The sequence below is a fragment of the Streptomyces sp. NTD91 genome (genome assembly GCF_059510455.1).
Genome location: NZ_JCAJZW010000006.1, coordinates 278,801 through 291,211, shown reverse-complemented (window position 1 = coordinate 291,211; position 12,411 = coordinate 278,801). Strand labels below are relative to the sequence as shown.

The following is a 12,411-nucleotide window of genomic DNA, read 5'->3' as shown; positions in this document are numbered from 1 at the left end:
ATGCTTGGCCACCGCCGCCTCGTCGCCGAGCGCGTCCAGCAGCCACGTGCGCGCCGAGGTGGCATTGGTGATCGTCTCGATGGTGGTGAAGGTCTTGGAGGCGATGATGAACAGGGTCTCCGCCGGGTCCAGGCCGCGGGTTGCCTCGTGCAGGTCGGCGCCGTCCACGTTGGAGACGAAGCGGACCGTCAGCTCGCGGTCGGTGAAGCTGCGCAGCGCCTCGTACGCCATGGCGGGGCCGAGGTCGGAGCCGCCGATGCCGACATTGATCACGTTCTTGATGCGCCTGCCGGTGTGGCCGGTCCAGGCACCGGAGCGGACACGGCCGGCGAAGTCGCTCATCCTGTCCAGGACGGCGTGCACCTTCGGGACGACGTTCTCGCCGTCGACCTCGATCACCGCGTCCCCGGGGGCGCGCAGGGCGGTGTGCAGGACGGCCCGGTTCTCGGTGACGTTGATCTTCTCGCCGCGGAACATGGCGTCCCTGAGCCCTGACACGTCCGCAGCGGCGGCCAGCTCGCGCAGCAGCCGCAGCGTCTCGTCGGTGACGAGGTGCTTCGAATAGTCGATGTGGAGATCGCCGGCCTGGAGCGTGTAGCCCTCACCGCGGCCGGGATCGGCGGCGAACAGCTCCCTGAGACGGGTGCCGGCCAACTCCTCCCGGTGCTTGGCGAGAGCGGTCCACTCGGGCGTCTGGTTGAGCCTGGTACGGCCGTCTGCGTTCATTTTCGACTTCCGCCTTCTTTCGTGCCTGTCCCAGCTGTTACAACCTAGTTGATCAGCGCTCGGCGCGAGCCGTCGTGACATCGCCGTCCGGCGCGACAACAGGTACGTCCGGCTTGCGGACCGGTATCAGCGAGGTGACGGCGAGAGCGAAGAGCACCGAGGCGAGCAGGGCGGGGCCGTTCAGCCCGTACGCACGGGCGGCCACTCCGCCGAGGAGGGCGCCGAGCGGGGCGCCGGAGGTCGAGGCGGTGCGGAACGCGGAGGCGATCCGGCCCACCATGGCCTCGGGGCTGCGCTGCTGCATCAAGGTGACCTGGTTGACGTTCCACACCATGTTCATGGCGCCGAGCAGCAGCATGCCGGTGACGAGCGCAGCCAGGTGCCGCACGGATCCGATGAGTACGAGTGACGACGTCTGGACACCGCCGGCGATCAGCAGAGCCCGCAACCGGCCGGTGCGCAGGGCGAGGCGCTGCGCCATGAATCCTCCCGCGATGCTGCCCACCGAGTACGCCGTCATCGCGGCCGCGTATCCGGCGTCGCCCGCGTCGAGCCAGCGCGTCACGTGCAGCGCCAGGGTGGCGATCAGGGCGCCCATGCCGATGTTGCACAGCAGCGTGGCCACACAGATCGCACGCAGTGCCCCATCGCCCCACAGGGCGCGCAGGCCCGCACCGATCTCCGTGCGCAGGGTGCTGCCCGCGGGGCGTGGCAGGCGCTTTGGCGGACGCGTCCGCAGAGACGCCACCAGGGCGGCGGCCACCAGGAAGGTGCTCGCGTCGGCCGCGAACGGCACGGCCGTGCCCGCTGTCAGGAGCAGCGGCACGAGCGGAGCGGCCAGCAGACCTCCGGCGATCTGCTGACCGGTCATCAGGCGGGCGTTGGCGCCGCCCAGGGAGCCGCGGTCCACGAGAGCGGGCAGCAGGGCCGTGGCGGCGTTGTCGAAGAGGGTCTGGAGCGTGGTCAACGCGAAGGCCAGGGTGAGCAACAGAGGGATCGAGGCATGGCCCAGCCCGACGGCAGCGGCGAACACGGCCACCAGCAGGCCGCGGACCGTGTCCACGGCCCACATCGCCCGCCGGCCGTCGACCCGGTCGGCCACGGCTCCGCCGAGCAGCCCGAACAGCAGCCAGGGAACGTAACCGCACGCCGTCACGGAGGCGACGACCAGGGGCTCGTCACTGAGCCGGACCGCGAGCAGAGGCAGCGCGGAGGTCCGTAACGCGTCCCCGAACCGGGAGACCACGGCGGCCGTCCACAGCCGCCCGAAGCCCCCGCGCCATCCGGGCGCACGGCTCTCCCCCGACTCTGCCTCCCCCGTGTCGACCACTGCCGGAACTCCCCTCGCGGTTCTGCCTTCGCAAGAACCGTAGAGGGCACCACTGACAATCGGTCGTCCGAGCGGAGCGACATCGCTCCGGTCGGGCACCTCAAGGCACCCGGCCGCTGTCAAAACCTAGATCTCGCCCCTCAGTTTGGCGAGCGCCTCGGCGAGGATCGCCTCCCCGTCCGCGTCGCTGCGCCGCTCCCGTACGTACGCGAGGTGCGTCTTGTACGGCTCGGTGCGCGGGGGGTCCGGCGGGTTGTCCCGGTCCTGGCCTGCCGGGAAGCCGCAGCGGGGGCAGTCCCAGGTGTCGGGGACCTGCGCGTCGCTGGCGAAGCTCGGCTGCGTCTCGTGCCCGTTGGAGCACCAGAAGGAGATGCGCAGACGCGGCGCGGACTCGCCACGCTCGGCCTCGCCCATCGGCCCCGCCCCGACCCGGCTTCCTCGGATCGCGTTGCCACTTGCCACGGTCGTAACTCCCTGCGTGATGGTGCCGCGAAGCGAGTCGGCGTTTCGCTTCGCTGCGAGCGCCTCAGTCTACGTAAGGCCCAACGCGCGTCCAGTGTTGGGAGTTACCAGCCCCACACCCAGACGCAAGCCCCATGATAGGCCGCGCTCAGGAGCGCGTACCGAACATGGGGCCTTACGTACCGAATATGCGTGACGTGTGTGCTGCGCGGGTGTCAGCTCGTCTTCATCAGGATGCCGAGGACGATGATGCACGCGAACCACAGCAGACCGATCACGACGGTGATCCGGTCGAGGTTGCGCTCGGCGACCGACGAGCCGCCGACGGACGACGCCATGCCACCACCGAACATGTCGGAGAGGCCGCCGCCCTTCCCCTTGTGCATCAGCACCAGCAGCATCAGCAGCAGGCTGAAGATGATCAGGGCGATCGAGAACCCCAGAACCACGGCTGGACCAACTTCCTCGGATTCGTACGGACGACGGGGGCACAGCGTCTCGGCTGCGCCCCCGCAAGGGTACGACGTATCGCCGCTACCGCCTACTCACAGCCTCGTCACTGATCGCGGAACCGCACGATCTTGACGAACTCGTCGGCGTCCAGCGAGGCGCCGCCGACCAGGGCGCCGTCGATATCGGGCTGCGCCATGATCCCGGCGACGTTGCCGGACTTCACGGAGCCGCCGTACTGGATGCGGACCTTGTCGGCCACCTCCTGGGAGTACAGCTCGGCGATCTTGCCGCGAATGGCGGCGCAGCACTCCTGGGCATCCTCGTCGCCGCAGACCTTGCCCGTGCCGATGGCCCAGACGGGCTCGTAGGCGATCACGATCGTCTCGGCCTGCTCGGCCGGAAGGTCCTTCAGGCCGCCTTCGACCTGGCTGAGGGTGTGCGGGACGTGATTGCCCGCCTCACGGACCTCCAGCTCCTCGCCGACGCACAGGATGGGGGTCAGGCCGTGCTTGTAGGCGGCCTTGACCTTGGCGTTCACCAGTTCGTCGGTCTCGTTGTGGTACTGGCGGCGCTCGGAGTGGCCGATGACCACGTAGCTGCACTTGAGCTTGGCCAGCATCGGGCCGGAGATCTCGCCGGTGTAGGCGCCGGAGTCGTGCTGCGAGATGTCCTGGGCGCCGTACTTGATCTTGAGCTTGTCGCCGTCGACCAGGGTCTGCACGGAGCGCAGGTCGGTGAAGGGCGGCAGGACGGCGACCTCGACGGCCTCGTAGTCCTTGTCGGCCAGGGCGAAGGCGAGCTTCTGGACGTGTGCGATGGCCTCGAGGTGGTTGAGGTTCATCTTCCAGTTGCCCGCCATCAGCGGCGTGCGCGTGCTCAAGGTCAGTCCTCCAGTGCGGCGAGGCCGGGGAGCGTCTTGCCCTCGAGGTATTCGAGGGAGGCGCCGCCACCGGTCGAGATGTGGCCGAATGCGTTCTCGTCGAAGCCGAGCGTACGCACCGCGGCGGCGGAGTCACCGCCACCGACGACGCTGAAGCCCTTCGCGTCGACGAGAGCCTGGGCGACCGCCTTGGTGCCCTCGGCGTAGTCGGGGTGCTCGAAGACGCCCATGGGACCGTTCCAGAACACGGTCTCGGCGTCGGCGAGCTTCGAGGCGTACAGCTCTCGGGTCTTCGGGCCGATGTCCAGGCCCTCCTGGTCGGCGGGGATCTTGTCCGCGTCGACCACGGTGTGCTCGGTCGGCGCCTTGGTCTTCAGGTCCGGGAAGCTCCGGGAGACCACGACGTCGATCGGGAGCAGCAGTTCCACGCCCTGCTTCTCGGCGCGCTCCATGTACTCCTTGACGGCGGGGACCTGGTCCTCCTGCAGGAGGGAGATGCCGACCTCGTAGCCCTTGGCCTTGAGGAAGGTGTAGGCCATGCCGCCGCCGATGAGCAGCCGGTCCGCCTTGTCGAGCAGCTGGTCGATGACGGCCAGCTTGTCGGAGACCTTGGCGCCGCCGAGCGCGACGACGTACGGGCGCCGGACGTCCTCGCTGAGCTTCTTCAGGACGCCGACCTCGGTGGCGATGAGGTGGCCGGCGTAGTGCGGCAGCTTCTTCGGCAGGTCGTAGACCGAGGCGTGCTTGCGGTGCACGGCGCCGAATCCGTCACCGACGTAGACGTCGGCGAGGGTGGCGAGCCGTTCGGCGAACTCGGCACGCTCGGCGTCGTCCTTGGCCGTCTCGCCGGGGTTGAAGCGCAGGTTCTCCAGGACGGCGACCTGGCCGTCGACGAGGCCCGCGACCGTGTCCTGGGCGGAGGCGCCGACGGTGTCGGTCGCGAAGGCCACGGCGGAGCCGAGGAGTTCACCCAGGCGGGAGGCGGCCGGAGCGAGGGAGAAGGCGGGGTCCGGGGCGCCCTTGGGGCGGCCCAGGTGCGAGGCGACGACCACCTTGGCGCCCGCGTCCGCGAGAGCCTTGACGGTGGGCAGGACGGCGCGGATGCGGCCGTCGTCGGTGATCGTCCCGTCGGCCAGCGGCACGTTGAGGTCGGCGCGGACGAATACCCGCTTGCCGCTCACGCCGTCGGCGAGAAGTTCGTCGATCGTCTTCATTGAGTGGACTCCAAAGGAGGGCTCGTGGTGCACCTGATCGTAAGAGGACGTGGTCCGGGCGCGAGACAGGGCCCGGACAGCGCGACGCTGCGCTGCCCGAGCCCTGCTCTCACTTCAAGGTCCGGCTTCGGCGATCAGAGCTGGTTGCCGACGAAGACCGTGAGGTCCACGAGGCGGTTGGAGTAGCCCCACTCGTTGTCGTACCAGCCGATGACCTTCACGTTCTTGCCCTCCTGGACCATGGTCAGGGAGGAGTCGAAGGTGCAGGACGCCGGGGCGTTGACGATGTCGGAGGAGACGATCGGGTCCTCGGTGTAGTCGAGGAGGCCCTTCAGCTCGCCCTCGGCGGCCTTCTGGAAGGCGGCGTTGACCTCTTCCTTGGTGACCTCGCGGCCGAGCTCGACGACCAGGTCGGTGACCGAGCCGGTCGGGACCGGGACGCGCATGGCGATGCCGTCCAGCTTGCCCTTGAGCTGCGGCAGCACCAGAGCGGTGGCCTTGGCGGCGCCCGTCGTGGTCGGGATGATGTTCTCGGCGGCGGCACGGGCGCGACGCAGGTCCTTGTGCGGGAAGTCCAGGATGCGCTGATCGTTCGTGTACGCGTGCACCGTCGTCATCAGGCCCTTGACGATGCCGAAGTTCTCGTCGAGGACCTTCGCCATCGGCGCCACGCAGTTCGTGGTGCAGGAGGCGTTGGAGATGACGTGGTGGTTCGCCGGGTCGTACTTGTCCTGGTTGACGCCCATCACGATGGTGATGTCCTCGTCCTTGGCCGGAGCCGAGATGAGGACCTTCTTGGCGCCGCCGGCGATGTGCTTCGCGGCGTCTTCCTTCTTGGTGAAGATGCCGGTCGACTCGATGACGATGTCGACGCCCAGCTCGCCCCAGGGGATGTCGGCCGGGTTGCGCTCGGAGAGCACCTTGATGGTGTGGCCGTCCACGGTGATGGTGTCGGCGGTGTGGGAGACCTCCTGCTTGAGGCGACCCAGGATCGTGTCGTACTTGAGCAGGTGAGCGGTGGTCGCGGTGTCACCCAGGTCGTTGACAGCCACAATCTCGATGTCCGCCCCCTGCTCCAGCAGCGCGCGGAAGTAGTTACGCCCGATGCGGCCGAAGCCGTTGATGCCTACGCGGATCGTCACGAACCGATCTCCTCGTTGGTACGCCGGCCATGCGGTGCCGGCGAGCTCTGTTTGGGATGTCCCCGACCACCACCGACCCTACCTCTCCGAGGGCCCCGGGGTGACATCGAGATGGCCCATACACGGGCAGGCCTTCCGTACCCGTCAGTAGGGGTACGGACCGTCCCGGATCGACAGTGGATTCACTCGTATTTGTTACGGAATGCCAGGCCGTTTTGACGACCTCTTCACTCGTTCGTGAGTGGGTCGGCTCACTTGATCGACGCCCTCCCGGCGCACCGTTGAGAGGGCCCGCGCTCACCTGCTGGAACAGGGCACGCCAGGTCTGTCAACGTGGCCGTCCTCACCCGTCGAACGCACCGGACGCCTTCCCCGGCAGAGCTGCCGGCAAGCCCCGCCGACGACACCTGCCCCGGCTTGTCGGCGGTGATACCGGTGAGGTCGATGGTGCCTGTGAGGCGATGCGCCCACGGCATCTCTTGATCGGGCCGAGAGCGCTTCACGAGACGTGCGCATGAGGCGGCATCAGGTGCACGAAGGCCGGTGCCGACCTCCAACTGGGCCTCGGCACCGGCCTGTCGACGTGCGAGGCGGTCAGCCCGCCAGGTTGTCCGCCAGTTCCTCGGTGAGGTTGGCCTCCGTGCCCGGGATGCCCAGGTCGGCGGCGCGCTTGTCGGCCATGGCCAGCAGCCGGCGGATCCGGCCCGCGACCGCGTCCTTGGTCAGCGGCGGGTCGGCGAGCGCGCCCAGCTCCTCCAGGGAGGCCTGCTTGTGCTCCATGCGCAGGCGCCCCGCCGCGGCGAGGTGCTCGGGGACCTCGTCGCCCAGGATCTCCAGCGCCCGCTGCACCCGGGCACCGGCGGCCACGGCGGCCCGGGCCGAGCGGCGCAGGTTGGCGTCGTCGAAGTTGGCGAGCCGGTTGGCCGTGGCCCGCACCTCACGGCGCATCCGGCGCTCCTCCCAGGCCAGCACGGACTCGTGCGCGCCCAGCCGGGTCAGCAGCGCGCCGATCGCGTCGCCGTCACGGACGACCACCCGGTCCACGCCGCGCACCTCTCGCGCCTTCGCGGCGATCGACAGCCGACGCGCCGCACCGACCAGCGCCAGCGCGGCCTCGGGCCCCGGGCAGGTCACCTCCAGGGAGGAGGATCGGCCGGGCTCGGTCAGCGAACCGTGCGCCAGGAAGGCCCCGCGCCAGGCCGCCTCCGCATCGCACGTGGCCCCCGAGACCACCTGCGGGGGCAAGCCCCGGATGGGACGGCCCCGGCCGTCCACGAGTCCCGTCTGACGGGCCAGCTGGTCCCCGCCCGCGACGACCCGGACGACGTAACGCGAGCCGCGGCGCAGCCCGCCGGGCGCCATCACGATCAGCTCGGAGCTGTGGCCGAAGATCTCCAGGATGTCCCGCTTGAGACGTCGCGCCGCCATCGCGGTGTCCAGCTCCGCCTCGATCACGATGCGCCCACTCACCAGGTGGAGGCCGCCGGCGAACCGCAGAATGGCGGAGACCTCCGCCTTCCTGCAGCAGGTCCGGGTGACGGGGAGCCGGGAGATCTCGTCCTTCACCGCTGCCGTCATCGCCATGGGCCGATCCTTCCATGCATCCGAAAAATACGGTCGTACGCGGCGGCCAACAGCTCCGGATCATGCCGGGGGCTTCCGTCGGTCCGGGCCACCGGCGCCAGCTCGATCGCGGCTCCCAGCCTCTTGGCGGCCTCGGTGAGCGAGTCGCGGTCGGGCACGGCGGCCTCGTCGGCCAGCACCACGTCCAGGGCGAGTTTAGGGGCGTGTCGCCCCAAAACCTCCAAATGACGCTGCGGGGAGAAGCCCTCGGTTTCTCCTGGCTGCGGGGCGAGGTTCAGGGACAGCACCTTGCGAGCCTTGGTCTCGGTGAGGGCGTCCAGCAGCTCGGGGACGAGCAGGTGCGGGATCACCGAGGAGAACCAGGAACCGGGGCCGAGCACCACCCAGTCCGCGTCCAGCACCGCCGCCACGGCCTCGGGCACGGCCGGCGGGTCGTTCGGGACCAGGTGCACCGACTGGACCTCGCCCGGCGTGAGGGCGACGTTCGCCTGACCGCGCACCGTGTCCACGTCGTCCGGGCGGTCCGGGTCGTGCCCCTTGACCAGGGCCTGCAGCTCCAGCGGCACGGCGGACATGGGCAGCACGCGCCCGTGCGCGCCGAGCAGCTTGCCGACCAGGTCCAGAGCCTGCACATGGTCGCCGAGCTGCTCCCACAGCGCGACGATCAGCAGATTGCCGACCGCGTGCTCGTGCAGATCTCCCTTGGACTGGAAGCGGTGCTGGATGACCCGCGCCCAGGTCTGCCCCCACTCGTCGTCGCCGCACAGCGCGGCCAGCGCCTTGCGCAGGTCGCCGGGCGGCAGCACGCCCAGCTCGTCGCGGAGCCGGCCGCTGGAGCCGCCGTCGTCGGCCACGGTGACCACGGCCGTGAGGTCGCCGGTGATCCGGCGCAGCGCGGCGAGCGAGGCGGACAGGCCCATGCCGCCGCCGAGTGCGACCACCTTGGGCTGCGTGCCCCGGCGGCGGGGCCGCCCACCGCGGGCCTCGGCGGGGCGGGCCGCCGCCCGGGCCTCGGCCGCGGCACGGCCCGAACGGCCCTCGGGCACCATCCGGCGCAGCCTGCCCAGCCGCCGTGTACGTTCCGTCATTCCCGTCCCATGTCCCGGTGTACGACCACCGTCTCCACGCCCTCGGCCGCGAGCCGCGCGGCGAGCTTCTCCGACATCGCGACCGAGCGGTGCTTGCCGCCCGTACAGCCGATGGCGATGGTCACGTACCGCTTGCCCTCGCGCCGGTAGCCGGCCGCGACGAGCCGCAGCAGCTCGACGTACCGGTCGAGGAACTCCTTCGCGCCGGGCTGGTTGAAGACATAGGCGGCGACCTCCTCGTTGAGGCCGGTGAACGGGCGCAGCTCCGGGACCCAGTGCGGATTGGGCAGGAACCGCATGTCCGCCACCAGGTCGGCGTCGACCGGCAGCCCGTACTTGAAGCCGAAGGACATCACGGTGGCCCGCAGCTCGGGCTCCTCCTCACCTGCGAACTGCGCGTCCATCTTGGCGCGCAGCTCGTGCACGTTGAGGCTGGAGGTGTCGATCACCAGGTCGGCGTCGCCGCGCAGCTCGCGCAGCAGCTCGCGCTCGGCGGCGATGCCGTCGACGATACGGCCGTCGCCCTGCAGCGGGTGCGGACGGCGCACCGACTCGAAGCGGCGCACCAGGGCCTCGTCGGAGGACTCCAGGAAGACGATCCTCCGGGTGACGCCGCGGGTGTCGAGGTCGGCGAGGGATTCGCGCAGATTGTCGAAGAAGCGCCGGCCGCGCACGTCCACGACGACCGCGATCCGCGCCACGTTGCCCTGCGAGCGGGCGCCGAGCTCCACCATGGTGGGGATGAGGGCGGGCGGGAGGTTGTCCACGACGAACCAGCCGAGGTCCTCCAGACACTTTGCCGCCGTCGACCTTCCCGCTCCGGACATGCCGGAGATGATCACCAGCTCGGGGATGGCCGCGTCGGGGCCTGAAGCCGGTGTACCGTCCGTGCTCACCTGTGCTCCGTTTTCCTGGGCCGCGGGCTGCTGACCGGCCGCGGCCCGTGGCTGATCCTGCTCTGCTTCCCTGTGGGCCGGATCTCGGTCCGCTGTGGGCTGTGCATCGTGCTCGGTCATGGCTCCTGCCCCCGTCGTTCGTCCGGGAGGCCCGCGGTTACGGGCTCCCGCGAGGCACCCGCCGCCGTACCGGGTTCCTCGTCATCCATGATCTCTCCAGTCGCCGTGTTGACGGCGGGTGCGGCCGGGGCCGCCCGGGCGAGGGCCGCGGCGATGGTCTCGGCCGTCTTCCGGCCTATGCCCGGCACCTCCTGGATCTGCTCGATTGTGGCGGACCGCAGCTTCTTCACCGAGCCGAAATGCTTGATGAGCGCTTGTTTGCGGGTATCGCCGAGGCCGGGGACCTCGTCCAGGGGGCCTGCACGGAAGCGCTTGGCCCGCCTGGTGCGTTGGTAGGTGATCGCGAACCGGTGGGCCTCGTCCCGAACGCGCTGGAGCAGATACAGGCCCTCGCTGGTGCGGGGCAGCACCACCGGGTCGTCGTCGCCGGGCAGCCAGACCTCCTCCAGGCGCTTGGCCAGGCCGCAGACGGCGATGTCGTCGATGCCCAGCTCGTCCAGCGCGCGCCGGGCCGCGGCGACCTGGGGCTGCCCGCCGTCGACCACGACCAGCTGCGGCGGGTACGCGAACTTCCTGGGGCGGCCGTCGTCGTCCTTGAGGGAGTCGGTGACAGCGTCCGTGCCGGCCAGCTCGCCGTCACCGCCGGTGAGGGCGTCCTCGGAGCCGTCCGCCCACTCCCCCGTCCTCTCCTTCTCCGCGAGGTAACGCTTGAAGCGACGGGTGATCACCTCGTGCATGGAGCGAACGTCGTCCTGGCCGGCGAAGCCCTTGATCTGGAAGCGGCGGTACTCGCTCTTGCGCTGCAGGCCGTCCTCGAAGACGACCATCGAGGCGACCACGTCGTCCCCCTGGAGATGCGAGATGTCGTAGCACTCGATCCGCAGCGGGGCGCTGTCCAGGTCGAGGGCCTCGGCGATCTCCTCCAGGGCGCGCGAGCGCGTGGTCAGGTCGGAGGCGCGCTTGGTCTTGTGCAGCGCGAGGGCCTGCTGGGCGTTGCGCTGCACCGTCTCCATCAGTGCCTTCTTGTCGCCGCGCTGCGGGATGCGCAGCGAGACGTTGGACCCGCGGCGGCCGGTCAGCCACTCCTGGACCGGTTCGACCGGCTCGGGCAGCGCCGGGACCAGGACCTCCTTGGGGACGGCGTCCCCGGTCTCCTCACCGTAGAGCTGCTGCAGGGCGTGCTCGACCAGGGCTCCGGTCGTGATCTCCTCGACCTTGTCGGTCACCCAGCCGCGCTGGCCCCGCACCCGGCCGCCACGCACGTGGAAGATCTGCACGGCCGCCTCCAGCTCGTCCTCGGCGACCGCGACGAGGTCGGCGTCCGTCGCGTCGGCGAGCACGACGGCGTTCTTCTCCATGGCCTTCTTCAGGGCCCCGATGTCGTCGCGCAGCCGCGCCGCCCGCTCGTACTCCATCTCCTCGGCCGCATCCGTCATCTGCCTCTCCAGGCGGCGGAGATAGGTGCCGGTGCGGCCGGCCATGAAGTCGCAGAACTCCTCGGCCAGCTCCCGGTGGTCCTCGGGGCTGATCCGGCCGACGCACGGGGCGGAACACTTGCCGATGTAGCCGAGCAGGCAGGGCCGGCCGGTGCGGGCGGCGTTCTTGAAGACGCCGGTCGAGCAGGTACGCACCGGGAACACGCGCAGCAGCAGGTCGACGGTGTCACGGATGGCCCACGCGTGCCCGTACGGGCCGAAGTACCGGACCCCCTTCTTCTTGTGACCGCGCATCACCTGCACGCGCGGGAACTCCTCGTTCATCGTCACCGCGAGGTACGGGTAGCTCTTGTCGTCGCGGTACTTGACGTTGAACCGGGGGTCGTACTCCTTGATCCACGAGTACTCCAGCTGGAGGGCCTCGACCTCGGTGGACACCACGGTCCACTCCACGGACGCGGCGGTGGTCACCATCGTCCGGGTCCGCGGGTGCAGGTTCGCCAGGTCCTGGAAGTAGTTCGCAAGGCGCTGGCGCAGGCTTTTCGCCTTTCCGACGTAGATCACCCGGCGGTGCTCGTCACGGAACCTGTACACCCCGGGGGAGTCCGGGATCTCACCCGGCCTGGGGCGGTAGCTGGAGGGATCGGCCATGTCTCACACCCTACTGGCGAGCACCGACACCGCGTCGGGCCTGTGGACAACGCCCACGCCCCTGCGGCTCGTCCGTCCACAGGCCGATGCCGGGACTCGCCGACGGCAGGACGGCCCCGTATCGATCGTGTGGCGGCCGGGCGGGAGAAGGCCGGCTGAGCGACTCGGAGGCTCTGCCGGGCGGTGCGGGTCCTTGCCGTGTGCACGGAGGTTCCGCCGGACGGAACGGTTCGAACCGAGCCGTCGTCGAGCGGCGCTGAGGCCTCGTAGAGCGGCACGGTGTCCTGGCCGGGGTGCGACACCCGGCTCGGGTCCTTCCTGCCGTGTGATCGCCCTGGAACCTCCAGGTCTCCGTCACGTCACCGTCTTCCCCGCCGAACGGCACGGCCGGGTCGCCCGCCGGCCCGGCGGCCCGGGATCCGGCCGCGG

At 70.1% G+C, this 12,411-nt stretch carries 11 protein-coding genes; all 11 read right to left on the bottom strand.

Translation table 11 applies throughout. From position 1 onward, the window contains the following. Positions 1–726 (bottom strand): phosphoglucose isomerase-related protein (locus AC5WRT_RS10235; RefSeq protein ID WP_496092646.1); only part of this gene is annotated, 726 nt, incomplete at its 3' end. Between the two features lie 52 nt (positions 727–778). After that, positions 779–1,972, bottom strand: a complete 1,194-nt coding sequence (locus AC5WRT_RS10230) for an MFS transporter (RefSeq protein ID WP_496092659.1) — start codon at positions 1,970–1,972, stop codon at positions 779–781. Between the two features lie 210 nt (positions 1,973–2,182). Beyond that, on the bottom strand, positions 2,183–2,518 hold the full coding sequence (locus tag AC5WRT_RS10225) for an RNA polymerase-binding protein RbpA (protein WP_003957010.1): 336 nt from the start codon (positions 2,516–2,518) through the stop codon (positions 2,183–2,185). A 215-nt stretch (positions 2,519–2,733) separates the two neighbouring features. Further along, positions 2,734–2,967: a preprotein translocase subunit SecG gene (gene secG / locus AC5WRT_RS10220; protein WP_496092645.1), complete on the bottom strand. Its 234-nt coding sequence runs from the start codon at positions 2,965–2,967 to the stop codon at positions 2,734–2,736. 107 nt (positions 2,968–3,074) lie between these two features. Then, positions 3,075–3,851 (bottom strand): triose-phosphate isomerase, encoded by a 777-nt coding sequence (tpiA, locus tag AC5WRT_RS10215; RefSeq protein ID WP_496092644.1) that lies wholly within the window; start codon positions 3,849–3,851, stop codon positions 3,075–3,077. Positions 3,852–3,853: 2 nt separating this feature from the next. Continuing rightward, the gene (locus tag AC5WRT_RS10210; protein ID WP_496100132.1) at positions 3,854–5,065 is read right to left on the bottom strand and encodes a phosphoglycerate kinase; all 1,212 of its coding nucleotides are present in this window, start codon (positions 5,063–5,065) and stop codon (positions 3,854–3,856) included. A gap of 134 nt (positions 5,066–5,199) precedes the next feature. Continuing rightward, positions 5,200–6,207, bottom strand: a complete 1,008-nt coding sequence (gene gap / locus AC5WRT_RS10205) for a type I glyceraldehyde-3-phosphate dehydrogenase (RefSeq protein WP_496092642.1) — start codon at positions 6,205–6,207, stop codon at positions 5,200–5,202. A 594-nt stretch (positions 6,208–6,801) separates the two neighbouring features. Then, positions 6,802–7,791 carry a DNA-binding protein WhiA gene (gene whiA / locus AC5WRT_RS10200; protein ID WP_014672011.1) on the bottom strand — a complete coding sequence of 330 codons (990 nt, stop codon included), beginning with the start codon at positions 7,789–7,791 and terminating at the stop codon, positions 6,802–6,804. Continuing rightward, the gene (locus tag AC5WRT_RS10195) at positions 7,782–8,879 is read right to left on the bottom strand and encodes a gluconeogenesis factor YvcK family protein (RefSeq protein WP_496092641.1); all 1,098 of its coding nucleotides are present in this window, start codon (positions 8,877–8,879) and stop codon (positions 7,782–7,784) included. Before AC5WRT_RS10195 ends, whiA begins: the two co-directional genes overlap by 10 nt. Beyond that, positions 8,876–9,895 carry an RNase adapter RapZ gene (rapZ, locus tag AC5WRT_RS10190; RefSeq protein ID WP_496092640.1) on the bottom strand — a complete coding sequence of 340 codons (1,020 nt, stop codon included), beginning with the start codon at positions 9,893–9,895 and terminating at the stop codon, positions 8,876–8,878. Before rapZ ends, AC5WRT_RS10195 begins: the two co-directional genes overlap by 4 nt. Continuing rightward, positions 9,892–11,982, bottom strand: a complete 2,091-nt coding sequence (gene uvrC, locus AC5WRT_RS10185; RefSeq protein WP_496092639.1) for an excinuclease ABC subunit UvrC — start codon at positions 11,980–11,982, stop codon at positions 9,892–9,894. The genes rapZ and uvrC overlap by 4 nt, the downstream gene beginning before the upstream one ends. Between the last annotated feature and the right edge of the window lie 429 nt (positions 11,983–12,411).

Bases quoted from the DNA above. Each gene is read 5' to 3' on its own strand.
- AC5WRT_RS10210 (WP_496100132.1), bottom strand. From the start codon at position 5,065: ATGAAGACGATCGACGAACTTCTCGCCGACGGCGTGAGCGGCAAGCGG.
- whiA (WP_014672011.1), bottom strand. From the start codon at position 7,791: ATGGCGATGACGGCAGCGGTGAAGGACGAGATCTCCCGGCTCCCCGTC.
- AC5WRT_RS10195 (WP_496092641.1), bottom strand. From the start codon at position 8,879: ATGACGGAACGTACACGGCGGCTGGGCAGGCTGCGCCGGATGGTGCCC.
- rapZ (WP_496092640.1), bottom strand. From the start codon at position 9,895: ATGACCGAGCACGATGCACAGCCCACAGCGGACCGAGATCCGGCCCAC.
- uvrC (WP_496092639.1), bottom strand. From the start codon at position 11,982: ATGGCCGATCCCTCCAGCTACCGCCCCAGGCCGGGTGAGATCCCGGAC.